This window comes from Ruegeria sp. CDSA033, from assembly GCF_059612305.1.
The window spans coordinates 71,866-90,162 of the sequence record NZ_JBXWQI010000005.1 but is presented as its reverse complement, the minus strand read 5'-3'; the positions used below and the strand labels follow the sequence as shown (position 1 = coordinate 90,162).

Genomic DNA, 18,297 nt, shown 5'->3' with positions numbered 1-18,297 from the left:
TCCTTGAATGACAGATGCCCCTATAGCGGTCAATTGAATTGTCATTCAGACAAAGCTGGGGCAAGATAACCCTATGAAATCAGTGCTTCACTTACTAATTCCGCTGACTGTCCTGTCCGCTTGCAGCGGCCCACTTTCACTGTATTACCGCGAAGGTGAAAGCGTGTCGCGCGCGCAGTCCGAGACCACGCAATGTCAGGTCAAGGCAGTGAATGACGTTCCTGTAGCCAATCAGGTGCGGCAAAGCCCGCCCACATACTGGCCGGGACGTACTTATTGCGACAACCGGGGGCACTGCTATCGCTCGCCTGGTTGGTGGGAACCCGGGCGCGTTTATACTGTCGACGTGAATGCCGGTCTACGCAATCAGGTCGAGGCCCAATGCATGGCCAAAAAAGGCTTTCGTCCGATCAGCCTGCCACCCTGCAAACAGAGCGTAAAGTCTCAGGTTCCACCTGCGCGCACAACGAAACTGCCGCCGCTGGGAACCCAATCCTGCTATGTGAAGTTCGACGACGGTTCATTTCAGATCATCACCCCGGGTCAGGCAGGGTAATATCCCGGCGGATTACTCCGCCGGCTCCGGTTCGTCGATTTGCGCCACCCGCGCCCCGGATTTGTTCGAAGTCACAACACCAAGCGATTTGAGCTTACGGTGCAGCGCGCTGCGCTCCATGCCAACAAAGCTGGCGGTTCGGCTGATATTGCCACCGAAACGGTTGATCTGGGTCAGCAGATATTCGCGTTCGAACGCCTCGCGCGCTTCGCGCAGCGGCAGGGTTGCCAGTGCACCAGACAAAACCACGCGGCCCGAGTCATCGGTTTTCTCTTCTTCGGTTGGCAGTTCGCGGGCTTCAATCGGGCCCGTTCCATCGCCCAGGATCAGGACACGCTCGATCAGGTTCTTCAGCTGACGCACATTGCCGGGCCAGGTCATGGTCTGCAACAATGCCACCGCCTCTTCCGAGATCTCGCGAATTGGCAAGCCTTGGGATTCGTTGCACATTTCAATGAAATGCTGTGCCAGAACCGGAATATCCTCGCGCCGGTCCTCCATCGAAGGCACGGCGATCGGCACGACGTTCAGGCGGTGATACAGCTCTTCACGGAACCGGTCGGCTTCGATTTCGGCATCAAGATCGCGATTTGTCGACGAGATGACCCTCAGATCCACTCGCACCTTGTCAGACCCGCCTACCCGCTGGAATTGCTGGTCGACCAGAACCCGCAGAATCTTGGATTGCGTCCCTAAGGGCATGTCGGCCACTTCGTCAAAGTAGATCACGCCTCCGTGGGCCTCTTCCAGCAAGCCGGATTCGATCCCGCGTTCCGTTGACTCGCGCCCGAATAGCACCTCTTCGACGCGTTCAGGCTCAATCCCTGCGCAGTTAACGGTGACGAATGGCGCGTTTGCGCGGTTGGAATGGGCGTGGATGTAACGCGCGGCAATCTCTTTGCCCGACCCGGCTGGCCCGCTCAACATCACACGGCCGTTCGACTTGGTGACCTTGTCCAACTGGCTCTGCATCGCCCGGAACGAGGCCGATTTGCCGATCATGTCCGAGTTGGTGACCTCACGCCGCTTGAGCGAGGCATTCTCGCGGCGCAAGCGCGAGGTCTCCATGGCGCGGCGGATCACGACCATCAACTGATCAATGTTAAAGGGCTTTTCGATAAAATCGTAAGCGCCCTGCTTGATGGCTGCCACAGCAATCTCGATGTTGCCGTGACCGGAAATGATCACCACCGGCACATCAGGGTTGTCGCGTTTAACCGACTTCAGGATATCGATCCCGTCCATGCGGCTGTCTTTCAGCCAGATATCAAGGATCAACAGTCCCGGTGGCTCGGAATTGATCGACGACATACACTCATCCGAGTTTGCCGCCAGCCGGGTGGAATAGCCTTCGTCCTCCAGAATGTCGGACACCAGTTCGCGAATATCGCGTTCGTCATCTACGATCAGAATGTCGCTCATCTTTGGCCTGCTTTCAGTTTGTTAGTATGAATTGCCTGCTTTTGTGGCGCTGCAGTCTGGGAAATTTTGCCCCCCGGCAAACGGATCATGGCCATCGCACCGAAATGGTCCTGCCCGTCGAAAACGGGCGCGTCTTCCAAGGTCAGCGCTCCGCCATGTTCTTCTATGATTTTCTTGACGATGGGCAGGCCCAGGCCCGTGCCCTCGTCGCGTGTAGTGACATAAGGTTCAAACAACCGCGCCCGATCTTCGGGCAGCCCTATGCCATTGTCCGCTATTGTAATGACCGTCCCCGCATCAACGTTGGAAATGTCCACTTTGATCTGTGGCTTCAAATTTTCTGGCGGACCTTTTTTCTTAAGTGTTTCAATGGCCTCACCCGCGTTCTTTATCAAGTTTGTCAACGCTTGGTTCAACATCGTCGCGTCGACATCCGCAAGGATGGGGTTGTCCGGCAGGGTCGCGTCAATCTGCACATCCGGCTGCCCGGCTTGCTGCAACAACACGGCTTCGCGTACCAAGCCGACGACGTCTTCCTCGCGCCGAACCGGTTCAGGCATCCGCGCGAATTTCGAAAACTCGTCCACAATCCGTCGCAGATCGTTGGTCTGTCGCACAATCACATCGGTCATGGATTCAAGGCTGTCACAATCCTCTTCATTCAGTTTGCGCGAGAATTTGCGCTTGATCCGTTCCGCGCTGAGCTGGATGGGCGTCAGCGGGTTCTTGATCTCATGGGCAATACGGCGGGCCACATCGCCCCAGGCCGCCATGCGCTGTGCACTGACCAGATCGGTCACGTCATCAAAGGCCACCACGTAGCCTTCCAAACCGCCATCTTCGCCGCGCCGGATCGCCATTCGCACCAGCAAGTTTTCCAACCGCCCCTTGCGCGTGACCTTAACCTCACCCTGCACGGCCTCTTGACCGCTGCCTTTCAGATTTTCGAATAAGGGAAGGAATTCGGGGACCGCGATGCCGATGGCCAATTGTTCTTCACCCCGCGACCAATCCAGAAGACGCTCGGCTGAACGGTTCACGAATGTGACACATCCATCCGAATCGACGCCGACCACACCAGACGTCACCGAGCTCAGTACAGAATCGAACAGGCGGCGGCGGCGTTCAATTTGACGCGTGTTTTCCAACAACGTTTCGCGCTGCCCTTTAAGTTGCCGCGTCATCTGATTGAAATAACGACCTAACATGGCGATTTCGTCATCGCTGGCCTCTTCGATGACCTGAACGCTCAGATCCCCAGCGCCGACCCTTTGTGCGGCTGTTGTCAGACGGCCAACCGGGCGCGACAGGCGTTCAGCGAACCACATCCCCAACGACATCGCGGCAAGGATCAAGATGACCGCAAAGCCCAGGTACAGGAGCCCGAACTCGAAAAGAACCCGGCCCCTTTCACTTTCAAGCTGTTGGTAGAACTGAACCGTTTCCTTGGTGTCATCCAGCAATTTCAGCAGTTCGCCATCCACCTCGCGGCTAACATACAGATACCGGTCCAGATAGGCCTGCAACGGCGCCAGCGCGCGGAACTCGTTGTTTTGCCAATCGGCAATGATCAGAAGGCCGCTGTCGGTCGCTTCAACCATCTGCTCCGGTGTCGGTGGTTCATAGTTGAACAAGTAGGACCGGTCGCCACGGGATTTGATTTCTCCACTGCCATCAATGACATAGGCCTCGCGCAAGCCCCGCTGAATCTGCGATTGTCCCTGTGCCAGAACCTCGCGCAGTTCTGCGTCCGAGATGTAGAAGTCCAGCGTTCGCGCATTGTCGAGGAATCGGGAAAGAACGATGGCGTCCTGTGTCAGGCCGCTGCGGTGTTCAAGCTCATAGGCCTCGGCCGCCGACAGGGATGATCCGACAACCTGACGGACCCGATCCGAAAACCATCCCTCAAGCCCGATATTTACCGTCAGGCCGGCAAAGATCGCGACGGTCACTGTCGGCACCAGGGCCAGCAAGGTGAACGCACCGATCAGCCGCAGGTGCAGACGAGACCCGGCAGATTTTGCCCGGCGCGCCGCGATCAGACTGAACACCTGTCCCAACACCAACGCCGCGACGACCAGCACATAGACCAGATCGGCCAGCAGAATCAGCCGCAGCGTTGGCGCTGCCGAACCCAAATCAAACGGACCGATGACCAGATATGTGGCCAACGCCAGAAGCGGCCCCAAAAGGACCAGCCCCAAGGTGCTAAAATTGCGCAGTTTTCGGGATTTCCGCCACCGATCAATCGATAGGATCAGCCCGCTCTGTGCTCGGGTTGCCACCGTCTGCCCTCATCCTGATGTGCCGCTTACGCGGCGTACCGCCATATCTCGTGGTCGTTGCCGGGCTTGTACCCGGATGCCACGCTTTGTGTGGCGATATTACATCAGTTTGCGTCGGCGTGTCACCTGAATATCGAGATCCGTGATTTTTTTGCGCAGCGTATTCCTGTTGATCCCCAGCAAATCCGCACATTTCGCCTGATTTCCGCCGGTTGCGTCCAGTGCCTGCTCGATCAAGGGGCCCTCAACCTCGCGCAGGATGCGCTGATACAGGCCCGGAGGTGGCAACAAATTGCCGTGCAGATCGAAATAGCGACGCAAATGACGAGCCACAGAGGCCGAGAGTTTCTCCCTTTCGCCGTCACCAAGAATCGGTTCCGCTTCGGGCTGACTGCCCAAAACCATCTCAACTTCGGCTTTCGATATTTCTTCGGCCCGGCTGGTCAGACTCAGACGTCGGATCGCGTTTTCCAGCTGTCGCACATTACCGGGCCAGGAATACCGCCGAACCAGCTCTACCGCCTCGGGGCTGAGCCAGCGCTTTGTGCCATGTTCCCGTTCCTCGCGGGCAAGGAAGTGATCAACCAGCAGGGTGATATCATCCACCCGCTCGCGCAGCGCAGGAACGTGGATCGTCGCGCCGCACAGTCGATAATACAGATCCTGACGCACCCGCCCGCTTTCCATGGCTTCGGTCAGATCCGATTGGCTGGTCGCCATGAAACGCGGAAGATGATCGCCGGGCGTGTCCATCATCCGGACAATACGTGCTTGAACCTCATCTTCGATATCAGCGATCTCGTCGATCAACAGGGTGCCGCCACGCACCCTGGCCATAATGCGCGCAGGTCCTTCGAGGTCACGCAAATCACCGGCGGTCGCAGTGACAAAGGGCAACGTGCGCCGGTCTGAAAAATCATGAATAGCGCGTGCGATCAATGACTTGCCGGTGCCACTTTCACCGGAAACCATAACCGAAAGATCAGTATTCATCACACGTGCCACAAGGCGATACAGCGCCTGCATCCCCGGAGTGCGCCCAACCAGAGGCAGCTCCTCAGGACGGTCTTCGGCAGGTACGACCGCATCCGCCTGCACACGCTGCTTTTGCTCCAAGGCCCGTGCGGTCCGCTTCATCAGGTCCGGCAAGTCAAAAGGCTTGGGAAGATAGTCATATGCGTCCGCCTCGGCCGCTTGAATGGCGGTCATGATCGTGTTCTGCGCCGAGATCACGATAACTGGCAAACCCGGACGGTCCTGCGCGATTTTTGGCAACATCTCGAGCCCGTTGCCATCCGGCATAACCACGTCCGAGATTACAACGTCTCCTTTGCCCTCGCCGACCCAGCGCATCAGAGTGGTCAGCGAGGATGTCGCATGCACCTTGCACCCGGCCCGCGTCAGGGCCTGAGTCAGTACGGTTCGGATTGTGCGATCGTCATCTGCGACCAGTACTGTGCCATCCATCAGGTGCTCTCCTTACTATCTCTGCCCGGTTGTCCATCTCAGGTCGCGTCGCGCGGCGCGCGCCTGATGGACAGGCGGAATACGGTGTGTCCCGGAACAGACTCGGCCAAAATCCAGCCGTTGTGGTCCGAGATGATTTTACTGACCAGCGCCAGCCCAAGACCGGTGCCGTTTTCCCTGCCCGACACAAACGGATCGAAAATGTCGCTGCGGATCTTGTCCGGCAGCCCTGGGCCGTCGTCGATGATTTCGATCTGCAGGGGCAAAGAATGCCCCGAACCGTCGCTGCGGCGCAGGCGGAAGGAATGTTCGAAATACGTCCGCAGGCGGATTGTACCGCCCTTGGGAGACGCCTCGGATGCATTTTTGAGCAGGTTCAGCACCACCTGTAGAAGTTGATCCGGGTCACCATAGGCCAGCGGCAACGAGGGGTCGTAGTCTTCGATGATCGTCATATGCGCGCCAAAGCCCAACAGCGCCGAGCGCCGCGCACGGTCCAGAACGTCATGGATATTGACCGGTTTGAAAACTGGCTGGGTCAGGTTCCCAAATTGCTCGACCTGCTCTAAAAGCTTCACGATCCGACGGCTTTCAGCAACGATAAGATCCGTAAGTTCCAGGTTTTGCTGGCTGATATTCATACTCAGAAGCTGCGCGGCCCCGGTGATCCCCGCCAACGGGTTCTTGATTTCATGCGCCAGCATTTCGGCCATGCCAATCGCCGATTGCGCCGCAGACTTTACTGTGTTGCCCCGCGTCATCCGCCCCGCCAGTTCGCGTGGGGACATGGTCATGATCATCGACCCCGGATGCCCAAGCAGCGGCGCAATCTGCAAAGCGCATTGCAGCGGCGCCCGATTACCTGACCCCACATCGACATCATTCACGAAAAGCGGTGTGCCCTGTTGGCGCGCACGCAAAAACGCTTCTTCCAGTGGGGCATCTACGGCGATCTGGTCCCAGACCGGGTGACCGATAACTGCATTACGGGAGGCGTTCAGGAACCCCTCTCCGGCGGAATTCACATCGGTGATCCGGTCATCGGCATCAATAATGAAAGCCGGAACCGGCAGTGAAGCCCAGATGTTTTGGTCCGAGGTCATGCTGCTGCCTCTGCGTCGCCGTGCAGGGCATCGCCCAACAGGCGCAGCACCTCGGTGGTATCCCGCGAGGTCAGAACCGCACGGCGCATGGTGGCCGGGGTCGCGGCCTCATCCATGTACCAGCCCAGATGTTTGCGCGCCACGCGCAGACCCAGATCGCTGCCGTAAAAGTCCAGCATCGCCTCATAATGACCGCGCACCATGTCGATCAGGTCGTCATTGACGGGGATGACAGGCGCTTGTGCGCCATACAAATCGTGGCACATCTGGGCCAGCAGCCATGGCTTACCCTGCGCCCCGCGCCCGACCATCACACCGTCGGCGCCTGATTGATCCAAAGCCGTGCGCGCCGTGTCAGAATTCACGATATCCCCGTTCGCGATGACGGGGATCGACACCGACTCTTTCACCGCCCGGATCGCTTGCCAGTCCGCGCGTCCCTTGTAGAATTGGCACCGCGTGCGCCCGTGGATTGTGACCAGTTGGATGCCCGCACCTTGCGCCCGGCGCGCCACGTCCGGCGCGTTCAGCAGGTTGTCATCCCAACCCAGACGGGTTTTCAGAGTAACCGGAATGTCGACAGCTTCGACCACGGCCTCAATCAGCATCAGCGCGTGATCCGGCGTCTTAAGCAGCGCCGAACCGGAATAGCCGTTCGTCACTTTCTTTGCCGGGCAGCCCATATTGATGTCGATCACCCGCGCGCCACGATCGGCCACCTGACGCGCAGCCTCGGCCATCCAATGCGCCTCGCGCCCGGCCAGTTGAACAGCGGTGTTTTCAACGTCAGCAGACAGCTCGGCCCGTTCCCGCACGCCCGGTTTGGCCTGCACCATTTCCTGACTGGCGACCATTTCGCTGACGACCATGCCCGCGCCAAAGCGCATCACCAGATCGCGGAACGGTCGATCGGTGATCCCGGCCATCGGAGCCAGCATGACCGGCGGATTTAAGGTTTTGTCGGCGAGGTGCAGGGTCAACGTGCTTAATCCTTGGGCAGTTGTGACTTAGATATCGAATTCCGCGCATATGAACAACAAAACGGCAGGAAACAAGCTTGCAAAATCACCACTTGCCTATTTTTTAAGCAACTTGACGCGGGTGATTGCCTCTACATTCACCGCAGCTTAAACACTGCGCTCAAATCATCGGAGAATTCGCCCAATGACCACCGCCGCCATCATAGTCGCCGCAGGACGCGGGTTGCGCGCCGGAGGCGGCATTCCCAAGCAATGGCGACCATTGGCTGGACGCAGAGTTGCGGATTGGACCATCGACCGGTTTCGCCATCAGGTCGATCATATTGTTCTGGTGCTGTCCGAGGATGATCAGACCGCTTGGGACGAGTTTTTAGGCTCTGATCTGCTGCTGGCAAAAGGTGGCAGCGATCGTGCCGGGTCGGTACGGAACGGGCTGGATGCATTAGATGGGCTGGGGATCGAACATGTCCTGATTCACGACGTCGCCCGCCCCTGCGTGAGCAGCCAGACTATTGCGGACGTCCTGACCGCCCTGACCAAGCATGAGGCTGCAGCACCCGGTCTGGCCGTTACAGATGCGCTCTGGACCGGTGACGAAGCCGCTGTGACCGGAACGCAGGACCGGACGGGTCTTTTTGCGGCGCAGACCCCACAGGGTTTTCGCTATGACGCGATTGTCGCGGCGCACGCGACCCATTCTGGCGGCGCGGCGGACGATGTCGAGGTCGCCCGCGCCGCTGGCATAAACGTGGTGATCGTGCCAGGCGATGCCGATAACATCAAAATCACCAGGCCCGAGGATTTTGCCCGGGCGGAACGCATATTGGGAACGGACATGGATGTAAGACTGGGCAACGGCTATGACGTGCATCGCTTTGGCGACGGGGATCACGTGATCCTGTGCGGCGTCAAAATTCCGCATGACCGGGGGCTACAGGGCCACTCGGATGCGGATGTCGGCATGCATGCGGTTACTGATGCAATCTATGGTGCGCTGACCCAGGGCGATATCGGCCAGCACTTTCCACCCTCGGATCCGCAATGGAAAGGCGCGGCGAGCGAGATCTTCCTGCGGCACGCGGTCGAGTTGTCGGTCCAGATGGGTTACAGCATCTCCAATGTCGATTGCACGCTGGTCTGCGAATACCCAAAGATCGGTCCGCACGCACCCGCGATGCGTGAAGAAATGGCGCGCATTATGGGGCTGCGCGTCGATCAGATCTCGGTCAAGGCGACAACGTCCGAACGCCTTGGTTTTACCGGGCGAAGCGAAGGCATCGCCTCATTGGCGACAGCTTGCCTGGTGAAGCCATGAACGCCGCGCGCCTGATCGGGACCGTTTGCGGCGTCGGATATCTGCGCCCTGCACCCGGAACATGGGGATCTTTGGCCGCCTTGCCCCTGGCCTGGGTTCTGCATACGCTGGGCGGTTTTCCCTTACTGGTCATCGCCACTGTTGCCGTTTTTGTCGGCGGCCTGTGGGCCACTAAAGTAATGACTGCTGGGCAGGAAGATCACGACCCGTCTGAAATCGTCATCGACGAGGTTGCCGGGCAGTTCATCGCGCTTTGGGCCATTTCCTACCCATCTTGGGCACATGGAATGGATATCACAGCCCTTTGGCCCGGCTGGATCGCAGGTTTCCTTCTGTTTCGTCTGTTCGACATCACCAAACCCGGCCCTGTCGGTTGGGCTGATCGCAAAGGTGATGCGATGGGTGTGATGCTGGATGATGTGATCGCCGGCGTCTTTGCCGGGATCGGCGTTCTGGTTCTCGCCGGCATCTCACACGGTGTTCTGGGCCTATGAGTGTCGCCGCCTTGCTTGACCGCGCCAAGTCGCAAGGCGTGATGATCGCGACAGCCGAAAGCTGCACCGGCGGCATGGTCGCTGCTGCGCTGACGGATATCCCAGGCAGCTCGGCCGTGGTGGATCGCGGGTTTGTCACCTACACCAATGACGCCAAGCAGCAGATGCTGGGTGTACAGGCCGAAACGCTAGACGCCCATGGTGCGGTGTCCGAAGAAGTGGCACTGCAGATGGCCGATGGCGCGTTGAGAAATTCAAAAGCGCAACTTGCAGTGTCCATCACCGGCATCGCAGGCCCTGGCGGATCCGAATTCAAACCCGAAGGCCGCGTGTGCTTTGCGCTGGCTGCGAACGGGCAGAAGACGACAACCGAAACCGTGGAATTTGGCGCGTTGGGGCGTGACAAGGTCCGGCTGGCCGCCCGTGATCATGCCTTGGACCTGCTGTCACGCGGCCTTTCGTCAATTGCTTAATAATCTAGCACCCCACTCATTTTGGCGCTCATTTAATCACCGGTTCACAAAAGGCCCTTAAAACAGGCGTCAAAAACGGCCTCCGCCTCTTTTTTCCCCGCCCTCTCTCCGCTTCAACGCCAGCCACGCAAGCTGAAGACGCCACAGAGGAGACCGGCTGATGAACGGAGCCGATACCGCCTGGATCATAGTTGCAACTGCACTGGTCCTATTCATGACATTGCCGGGCCTCGCCCTGTTCTATGGTGGCCTCGTGCGCGCCCGCAACGTGCTGAGCGTTTTCATGCACTGCTTCAGCATTGCCTGTTTGATGAGCATCCTGTGGCTGGTCGCCGGATATTCGATCGCATTTGGCGACGGCGGGTCAGGTCTGTGGGGCGGTCTTGGCAAAGCCTTCCTGAACGGAGTTGACGTCGACAGCCTGTCGGGCACCCTACCCGAGGTTCTGTTCTTTGCCTTCCAGATGACCTTTGCAATCATCACCCCCGCCCTCATCATCGGCGCATATGTCGAACGTGTGGGTTACGGGTTTGTCATGATCTTCTCGGGCCTGTGGATGCTGTTGTGTTACGCACCCGTCGTCTACTGGATCTGGGGCGGCGGCATTCTGACCGATGGCGGCATTCTGGGCGAGATCGGCGTGCGTGATTTCGCTGGTGGCATCGTGGTGCACGAAACCGCAGGTCTGGCCGCGCTGATCATCGCCGTGGTCCTTGGCCCGCGCCGCAACCGCACAACCCCGCCGCACAACCCCGGCTACGTCATGATCGGTGCCGCGATGCTGTGGGTCGGCTGGTTTGGCTTTAACGGCGGTTCGCAATTGGCGGCGGATGGCGGTGCCGCCATGGCGATAACAGTCACGCATATCTCGGCTGCAACCGCATCGCTGACATGGGCGCTGTATGAACGCATCAAATATGGCAAAGCCTCGATGGTGGGCCTGGTTACAGGTACCATTGCGGGTTTGGCCTCGATCACCCCAGCCTCGGGATATGTCGATCCGGTTCAGGCGCTGATCATCGGTGCCGTTGCAGGCGTGTTGTGTCAGGAGGCCGTGAACATCATCCGTAACAAGCTGAACATCGACGACACTCTGGACGTGTTCGCGGTACACGGCGTAGGCGGCATCTTTGGCACTATCATGATCGCAGTGCTCGGCCTGGGTGCCTGGACCGCGCAGTTGGGCGGGCTGGTCATCGTGGGTGTCTTTACGGCAGTTGTCACATTTGTGTTGATCAAGGTGGTTGCGCTGATCACCCCGCTTCGCGTAGATGCAGAAACTGAGACAAACGGGCTCGATCTTTCGGTACACGGCGAGCGTGCCTATGACATGAGCAGCTAAGCCCACCTTGGCTGCCTCTTGCCCGCAAGGGCCAAAGCGGGCCTCTTCGTGAGGTCCGCTTTTCTTTTGCGCACACCCCTCTCGACTCTGGGACAGGGGACAGGCTATCAGCCCGCAATGCCATTCAGTCCAGAGGTACCGTTATGATCCCCAGTTCCTTCCCCGATAGCACTGAAATCGCCCGCCTGACCGCGCGGATGCTGCTGGAGATCAAAGCCGTCCATTTCAATTCGCGCGAACCGTTCACGCTGGCCAGCGGCTTGCCCAGCCCGACCTATATCGACTGCCGCAAACTGATCTCGTATCCGCGCATCCGGTCGACCCTGATGGATTTCCTGACCGTCACCGTGATGCGGGATGCCGGGTTTGAGGCGTTCGACAATATCGCTGGCGGTGAGACCGCGGGCATCCCATTCGCCGCTATGGTCGCCGAACGTATGGCGCTGCCGATGACCTATGTGCGCAAAAAGCCCAAGGGTTATGGCCGCAACGCCCGTATCGAAGGCGCGATGAGCGAGGGAGAGCGCGTTCTGCTGGTCGAGGATCTGACCACCGATGGCGGCTCCAAGCTGTCCTTCGTGGATGCGATCCGCGAAACAGGTGCCACTTGCGGGCACACGGCGGTCATCTTCTACTATGGCATCTTCCCCGAGACCGAAAAAACGTTGGGCGACCATGGCATCCAACTGCATCACCTGTGCACATGGTGGGATGTTCTCGCCGAGGCAAAAGCGCAGAAAGCTTTTGATCAGGAAACACTTGAGGGTGTCGAAGCCTTCCTGAAAGACCCGCGTGGCTGGCAGGAAGCAAATAAATCCACGTAAACCTCTTGTGGACAGATTGGGGATAAGCCCGGAAGAATCGGTCGACCGGCCACGATATCTGGTGACTTTTTCCCCAATTCCTACATAATAAGCTACGCATACACAGGCATCCAAACTGTCTGGAAAGTTATCCCAAGGCTTTATCCATAGTTAGCCACAGGTATTTCCAGATAGCCGACACGCCAAAATAGCGTGTAGAAAGCGCCGCAGGGCAGCGGGGACAAAATGAACGAAATAAGCAGCATCGAGCAGGCAGCAGCTCGGATTCAGAACGCCGAAACCATGCCGCATTCCATTGAGGCCGAACAGCAGCTTCTGGGTGCGATCCTGACCAATAACGATCTTTACGATCGGGTCGCCTCGATCATCGGGGCCGAGCATTTCTATGACCCGGTTCACTCTCGGATTTATGAGGTCGCCTCGACCCGGATCGCCAAGAATGCGCTGGCCTCGCCCGTGACGTTGAAATCCTTCATGGCCGAGGATGAGGGCCTGCAGGAACTGGGTGGCCCGGCCTATCTGGTCAAACTGGCGGGTGCATCGATCAGTGCCTTTGCGGTGCACGACTATGCCCAGATGATTTATGATCTGGCAATCCGGCGCGAGCTGATCCGCCTGGGCCGCGATATCTCGGACAAGGCGGCGCGGGTCGACATCAGCAGCGAACCAAAAGAACAAATCGTCGAAGCCGAGCAACAGCTTTATCAGTTATCCGAGCAGGGCCAGACCGAACAGGGATTCCAATCCTTCCTCAAGGCGGTCACAGAAGCCGTCAACGTCACTAACGAAGCGTACCAGCGCGGTGGTGGCATGGCGGGGATTTCCACCGGTCTGGCCGACTTGGACAAACAACTGGGTGGCTTGCACCCGTCTGACCTGATCATTCTTGCCGGTCGTCCGTCGATGGGAAAAACCTCTCTGGCGACCAACGTGGCATTCAATGTCGCCAAGGCGTACAAACGTGGGCTGAAACCAGACGGCTCAGAGGGCGCGATTGACGGCGGTGTCGTTGGCTTTTTCTCATTGGAAATGAGTGCTGAACAGTTGGCCGGTCGTGTTCTGGCTGAAGCCTCCGAGATTTCCTCGCACAAGATCCGCCAGGGTGACATGACCGAGTCCGAGTTCCGTCGCTTTGTCGACGCGGCCAAGGAACTGGAAGCCTGCCCACTTTTCATCGATGACACGCCTGCGCTGCCGATTTCGCAGTTGGCGGCTCGGGCGCGCCGTTTGAAGCGGACACATGGTCTGGACCTTCTGGTCATCGACTACCTTCAACTGTGCCGGGGAATGGCCGAAAACCGCGTCAACGAAATTGCCGAGATTTCAATGGGCATGAAGGCCATCGCCAAGGAATTGCAAATTCCGGTGATCGCCCTGTCCCAGCTTTCGCGTCAGGTAGAAAACCGCGACGACAAGCGCCCGCAATTGTCCGACCTGCGGGAATCAGGCTCGATCGAACAGGACGCCGACGTGGTGATGTTCGTGTTCCGCGAGGAATATTACAAAGAACGCGAAAAGCCCGGCGATCACGAACTTGAAAAGATGGAAGAGTGGAAGCAGGCAATGGAACGTCTGCACGGCAAGGCCGAGGTCATTGTCGGTAAGCAGCGCCACGGTCCCATCGGAACGGTTGACCTTTCGTTCGAGGCGCAGTTCACCCGTTTTGGAAATCTGGTCAAACCCTGGCAACAGGACGGGCAGATTGATGGCTATTAACCCTCACCACAGCTCGGGTTTGTTGAATGCACTGACACAGCGGGATGGCCCCTTGAACGGAGCCATCTCAGCCCCTGTCAACGATTGCCCCAACCACCCATGCGGATGGCTTAACGGCAGAGGAGCTTCGGCGACTTTTTCTGAAATCGGAAAAAACCCGGTTTTGCCGTAGTAGTTCGGATCGCCGTAAGTCACCACAAAATCCACTTTGTCACGGCGCAGCTCGTCCAACCCAAACGCGATCAGTCGCTGCCCTATCCCCGCTTTCTGGCGATCCGTACGCACGGCAACCGGCGACATCAGGAACACCTGTCGCGGGTCTTGGTCAAAGCGCAGCCGCGAAAACAGGATGCAACCTTGCACTTGGCGACCATCATCGGCAATGGCAGCGTGCAGGTCATCTCTGTCCGTCGTCTCCAATAGATCGCTGACCAGCGCACTGATCACTGCTCCCTCTTCTTTACCCTCAGATGCCGTGAATACGTCGCGAAACAGTTCAGGCAGTTCGGTCGCATACGCATTGTAGTCCCAGGTCATTTTCAGCATGGAATTCCTCTCACTTCATCGTCCGGCTCTGAGTAAACGATTTACTTATACAACGTTCGTTGAATACGTGGCGGATACAATGTCGAGGCAGCTGTAATACTCCTAAAAGTCAGGAAAACCGCCATTGTCCCTGCCGTAGCGGCTAGAAGCCGCCCAGCACTCGCAAAATCTCCTTAAAAATTGCTGTTTACCCCCTTGACCTGCCGCAATCCAATGTCATGAACACTCCATGGGTACCGCACACTTAACGATCAATCTTCATGCGCTTGCCAGCAATTGGCGGGCACTGGATGCCAAAACAAGAGTCGAAACCGGAGCAGTTGTAAAAGCTGACGCTTATGGGCTTGGAGCTGGGCCGGTGTCTGCGACCCTGGCTGAAGAAGGGGTTCGCAAATTTTTTGTCGCTGCCGCCGAAGAAGGCTCCGCTGTGCGCGAGGCGGTAGGCCCCAAGCCGCAGATTTTTGTGTTCTCTGGTTTCATGGAAGGGGACAATGGTCTACATTATGCAGATAATCTGATCCCTTTGATCAATTCGCCGGAACAGTATAAGAGGCTCCGGCAGGCAATGCCGGATCGCCCCTTCGGAGTCCAATTGGACAGTGGCATGAACCGCCTTGGGCTTGAGCCCGCTGACTGGGCTGAACTGCGGCCCGAGATGGAGGCCAATAACCCGGTGGTAGTTATGTCACATCTGGCCTGCGCGGATGAGCCTGATAACCCGATGAACCAACAGCAGTTGAAATCCTTCCGCGAGATGACAGATGGCGTGACTGCCCCCCGTTCTCTGGCTGCTACGGGTGGTACGATGTTGGGGTCCGAGTTCCACTTTGACTTCTGCCGCCCCGGCATCGGCCTGTACGGCGGGATGCCCTTTGCCGACGCGAAACCCGTTGTCGCGATCGACCTGCCTGTTATCCAAGTCCGCCCTGTCGACGTCGGTGAAACGGTCGGATACGGCAACAGCTGGATCGCGCGTCGTCCCTCTCGCATTGCAACCGTTGCCGCCGGTTACGCTGATGGTTTGCACCGCGCCATCGGTGGTGGGATCGACGTGTTTTTTGGCAACCAGCCCTGCCCGGTTGTCGGACGCATCTCGATGGACCTGATCACGGTTGACGTCACCGATCTGCCCGAAGATCCCGAACGCCTGCGCATCCTGAACGGACATCAAACAGTCGACGATCTGGCCGAAGCCGCCGGCACCATCGGATATGAAATCCTGACGTCGCTGGGCGCGCGTTTTTCCCGGGGATACGTCGAATGAACCCTTTGGCCGCGCTGGGTGGGTTGGGCCGTGCTGTCCTGTCCATGCTTGCCAACTTTGGCAAGGTGGGAATTTTCGCGCTGGACGCGATCTCACACATCTTTCGGCCACCCTATTACCCGCGCGAGTTTGCCGTTGCCCTGATGAATGTCGGCTGGCTGTCGCTGCCGGTTGTTGGCCTGACCGCAATCTTCACTGGTGGTGCGCTGGCCTTGCAAATCTATGCGGGCGGCGCGCGTTTCAACGCCGAGGCCGTGGTACCCCAGATCGTCGCCATCGGCATGGTGCGTGAACTCGGCCCTGTTCTGGTTGGCCTGATGATCGCCGCGCGCGTAACCTCATCCATTGCAGCAGAAATCGCGACCATGAAAGTGACCGAGCAGATCGACGCGCTGGTCACCCTGTCGACCCACCCGATGAAATACCTGACGGCGCCGCGTGTTCTGGCCGCCTTGATTACGGTGCCCCTGCTGGTCGGTATCGGAGATATCATCGGCATTGCAGGCGGTTATGTGGTCGCGACCCAGAATCTGGGCTTCAACGCGGCAACGTACCTGCAAAACACGGTCAATTTCCTTGAAACCAAAGACATCGTGTCATCGCTGGTCAAAGGCGCAGCCTTCGGCCTGATCGCAGCCATCATGGGCTGTTACTACGGCATGAACTCAGGCCGCGGTGCGCAAGGCGTTGGCCGAGCAACCAAGTCCTCGGTCGAATCCGCCGCGATCATGATCCTCGCTGCCAACTTCATTCTCACAGGGGTGTTCTTCTCGGTATGATCAGGATGGAGAACGTAGCAAAAGCCTTTGGCGACAATCAGGTTCTGCAGAGCATGAGCCTTGAGATCCCCAAAGGCACCTCGATGGTCATCATCGGTGGTTCGGGCACCGGCAAGTCCGTGGCGCTGAAGTGCATTCTGGGCCTGATCAAGCCCGACAGCGGCATGATCTACGTGAACGGCAAAGACGCGGCCAAGGGCGATCGTGATAAGTTTCTGGCCCGCTTCGGAATGCTGTTTCAGGGCGCGGCGCTGTTCGATTCCCTGCCCGTCTGGCAGAACGTTTCCTTCCGCCTGCTGCGCGGTCCGCTGAAGCGCCCCGCCGAATACGCGCGTGAGATCGCCATCGAGAAACTGCGCCGCGTGGGCCTGAAATCCGACGTGGCCGACCGCTTTCCGTCCGAACTGTCGGGTGGCATGCAGAAACGCGTAGGCCTTGCCCGCGCCATCGCGGCCGAGCCCGAGATCATTTTCTTTGACGAGCCCACCACCGGCCTGGATCCGATCATGTCCGGCGTCATCAACGATCTGATCCGCGAAATCGTGACCGAGATGGGCGCCACCGCGATGACCATCACTCACGACATGAGCTCGGTCCGCGCGATTGCCGACAACGTGGCCATGCTGCACGGAGGGGTCATCCAATGGACCGGCCCGGTCAGCCAGATGGATGCCTCGGGCGATCCTTATGTCGAGCAGTTTATCAGCGGGAGTGCGGAAGGGCCGATTGAGGCGGTGCGGTGATGCCTCCCTTACAGTTGTTTTTATTGTCGCTACCCGGCGTGTATTTCAATTCTGTGCTGTTGGTTTGGTTTTTTGTACAATTCTCTAAACACGGCCTGATATTCTCAATTGCTCGGTCTTTTTCGGTTTTAAAACCGCTTTTGAGATGCATGCTGTACGGCATAGTCCCGGGAGTGATCGTTTCAAACATCATTGCTTTTTTTGGCACAAACTCCATCTTGCTAACGAGCATCCCGAGCATGGTAGGTGTGGCCATTTCTGCATGGCTATTAAACAAAGAAGTACTTGGAAACGTTCACAACAAGAAAACAGGTAGCATTGCGATCGTCGTTGTTTTTCTTGCCATGGCAGCATTGGTGCTATGGGCAATCCTACAAACTGAACCAATACAGTAGATATGCCTCTCCGCCTCGCCACCCTTTCCCTCCTGATCCTCTACCCCATCGCGTGGTTCGCCCCGCTGATGCGCGCAGGGTTCCTGCCGATCTTCGGCCTCAGCGAGATCAGCGTCATCACCGGCCTGCAGTCGCTGTGGAAATCAGACGTCTTTCTGGCGCTGATCGTCACCATCTTCGCCCTGTTTGCGCCCTATATCAAAACAATCGGCACCGCCCTGATCCAATGGGACATGCTGGACCCGCGCGTCCAACCCGCGCTCAACATCCTCGGGAAACTGGCCATGGCCGACATTTTCCTCATCGCGCTTTACATCACGCTGGCCAAGGGAATCTCCTACGCGACCGTTGAAACCGCGTGGGGTCTTTATCTTTTCACGGCCTGCATTCTGGCCTCGCTCGCATTGGGCCACATTACCGAAATGACACGTGGTTCACGAAGTCCTCAGACGTAATTGATTGAAAACGCTTATCTGAGTATCATCTTTATATTTCGAGCAGAAAATTTTTGTAGTTTCGGTCCTGAGCGGATCATTCTGTGTGTGTTAGATGTTCCCCGCTTTGGGCCGGTGTGTTCCGGTTTCAAAAGGAGT

General features: G+C 58.0%; 18 protein-coding genes. 12 read left to right on the top strand and 6 right to left on the bottom strand.

Annotation, left to right across the window (positions count from 1 at the left end):
• The first annotated feature begins 73 nt into the window (after nucleotides 1–73).
• Complete coding sequence (locus AC2FLA_RS08865) at nucleotides 74–556, top strand: hypothetical protein (protein WP_496721695.1); 483 nt, start codon at nucleotides 74–76, stop codon at nucleotides 554–556.
• Nucleotides 557–568: 12 nt separating this feature from the next.
• On the opposite strand, the gene ntrX is transcribed toward AC2FLA_RS08865, so the two are convergent.
• From ntrX to dusB, 5 genes are all read right to left on the bottom strand, one after another.
• The gene (ntrX, locus tag AC2FLA_RS08860; RefSeq protein ID WP_108858466.1) at nucleotides 569–1,978 is read right to left on the bottom strand and encodes a nitrogen assimilation response regulator NtrX; all 1,410 of its coding nucleotides are present in this window, start codon (nucleotides 1,976–1,978) and stop codon (nucleotides 569–571) included.
• Nucleotides 1,975–4,263, bottom strand: a complete 2,289-nt coding sequence (locus AC2FLA_RS08855; protein ID WP_496721694.1) for a sensor histidine kinase NtrY-like — start codon at nucleotides 4,261–4,263, stop codon at nucleotides 1,975–1,977. The genes ntrX and AC2FLA_RS08855 overlap by 4 nt, the downstream gene beginning before the upstream one ends.
• Nucleotides 4,264–4,362: 99 nt before the next feature.
• A complete protein-coding gene (locus AC2FLA_RS08850) occupies nucleotides 4,363–5,730 on the bottom strand; it encodes a response regulator (protein WP_496721693.1) in 1,368 nt (455 codons plus the stop codon).
• 38 nt (nucleotides 5,731–5,768) lie between these two features.
• The gene (locus AC2FLA_RS08845) at nucleotides 5,769–6,833 is read right to left on the bottom strand and encodes a two-component system sensor histidine kinase NtrB (protein WP_496721692.1); all 1,065 of its coding nucleotides are present in this window, start codon (nucleotides 6,831–6,833) and stop codon (nucleotides 5,769–5,771) included.
• Nucleotides 6,830–7,813 carry a tRNA dihydrouridine synthase DusB gene (dusB, locus tag AC2FLA_RS08840; RefSeq protein WP_496721691.1) on the bottom strand — a complete coding sequence of 328 codons (984 nt, stop codon included), beginning with the start codon at nucleotides 7,811–7,813 and terminating at the stop codon, nucleotides 6,830–6,832. The genes AC2FLA_RS08845 and dusB overlap by 4 nt, the downstream gene beginning before the upstream one ends.
• A gap of 184 nt (nucleotides 7,814–7,997) precedes the next feature.
• Between dusB and AC2FLA_RS08835 the strand changes: the two genes are divergently transcribed.
• The 6 genes from AC2FLA_RS08835 to AC2FLA_RS08810 all read left to right on the top strand — a co-directional run bounded on the left by AC2FLA_RS08835 (nucleotide 7,998) and on the right by AC2FLA_RS08810 (nucleotide 13,977).
• On the top strand, nucleotides 7,998–9,128 hold the full coding sequence (locus AC2FLA_RS08835; protein ID WP_496721690.1) for a bifunctional 2-C-methyl-D-erythritol 4-phosphate cytidylyltransferase/2-C-methyl-D-erythritol 2,4-cyclodiphosphate synthase: 1,131 nt from the start codon (nucleotides 7,998–8,000) through the stop codon (nucleotides 9,126–9,128).
• Nucleotides 9,125–9,622: a phosphatidylglycerophosphatase A family protein gene (locus AC2FLA_RS08830; protein WP_496721689.1), complete on the top strand. Its 498-nt coding sequence runs from the start codon at nucleotides 9,125–9,127 to the stop codon at nucleotides 9,620–9,622. The genes AC2FLA_RS08835 and AC2FLA_RS08830 overlap by 4 nt, the downstream gene beginning before the upstream one ends.
• On the top strand, nucleotides 9,619–10,095 hold the full coding sequence (locus tag AC2FLA_RS08825) for a CinA family protein (protein WP_496721688.1): 477 nt from the start codon (nucleotides 9,619–9,621) through the stop codon (nucleotides 10,093–10,095). The genes AC2FLA_RS08830 and AC2FLA_RS08825 overlap by 4 nt, the downstream gene beginning before the upstream one ends.
• Nucleotides 10,096–10,255: 160 nt before the next feature.
• Nucleotides 10,256–11,437, top strand: coding sequence for an ammonium transporter (locus tag AC2FLA_RS08820; protein ID WP_496721687.1), 1,182 nt, complete (start codon nucleotides 10,256–10,258; stop codon nucleotides 11,435–11,437).
• Between the two features lie 143 nt (nucleotides 11,438–11,580).
• Nucleotides 11,581–12,261, top strand: a complete 681-nt coding sequence (locus AC2FLA_RS08815) for an orotate phosphoribosyltransferase (protein WP_496721686.1) — start codon at nucleotides 11,581–11,583, stop codon at nucleotides 12,259–12,261.
• 225 nt (nucleotides 12,262–12,486) lie between these two features.
• A complete protein-coding gene (locus AC2FLA_RS08810) occupies nucleotides 12,487–13,977 on the top strand; it encodes a replicative DNA helicase (protein WP_496721685.1) in 1,491 nt (496 codons plus the stop codon).
• A 3-nt stretch (nucleotides 13,978–13,980) separates the two neighbouring features.
• Here AC2FLA_RS08810 and AC2FLA_RS08805 read toward each other — a convergent pair whose 3' ends face one another.
• Nucleotides 13,981–14,523, bottom strand: coding sequence for a GNAT family N-acetyltransferase (locus AC2FLA_RS08805; RefSeq protein WP_496721684.1), 543 nt, complete (start codon nucleotides 14,521–14,523; stop codon nucleotides 13,981–13,983).
• A gap of 229 nt (nucleotides 14,524–14,752) precedes the next feature.
• On the opposite strand from AC2FLA_RS08805, the gene alr reads away from it, so the two are divergent.
• The 5 genes from alr to AC2FLA_RS08780 are packed head-to-tail and all read left to right on the top strand — an operon-like array spanning nucleotide 14,753 to nucleotide 18,159.
• A complete protein-coding gene (alr, locus tag AC2FLA_RS08800) occupies nucleotides 14,753–15,787 on the top strand; it encodes an alanine racemase (RefSeq protein ID WP_496721683.1) in 1,035 nt (344 codons plus the stop codon).
• A complete protein-coding gene (locus AC2FLA_RS08795; protein ID WP_496721682.1) occupies nucleotides 15,784–16,566 on the top strand; it encodes an MlaE family ABC transporter permease in 783 nt (260 codons plus the stop codon). The genes alr and AC2FLA_RS08795 overlap by 4 nt, the downstream gene beginning before the upstream one ends.
• Nucleotides 16,563–17,309, top strand: a complete 747-nt coding sequence (locus tag AC2FLA_RS08790) for an ABC transporter ATP-binding protein (protein ID WP_108858454.1) — start codon at nucleotides 16,563–16,565, stop codon at nucleotides 17,307–17,309. The genes AC2FLA_RS08795 and AC2FLA_RS08790 overlap by 4 nt, the downstream gene beginning before the upstream one ends.
• Entirely contained in the window at nucleotides 17,309–17,704 is a 396-nt protein-coding gene (locus AC2FLA_RS08785; RefSeq protein WP_496721681.1) for a hypothetical protein, read from the top strand. Before AC2FLA_RS08790 ends, AC2FLA_RS08785 begins: the two co-directional genes overlap by 1 nt.
• Nucleotides 17,705–17,706: 2 nt before the next feature.
• Nucleotides 17,707–18,159 carry a paraquat-inducible protein A gene (locus tag AC2FLA_RS08780; RefSeq protein ID WP_496721680.1) on the top strand — a complete coding sequence of 151 codons (453 nt, stop codon included), beginning with the start codon at nucleotides 17,707–17,709 and terminating at the stop codon, nucleotides 18,157–18,159.
• The last annotated feature ends 138 nt before the right edge of the window (nucleotides 18,160–18,297 follow it).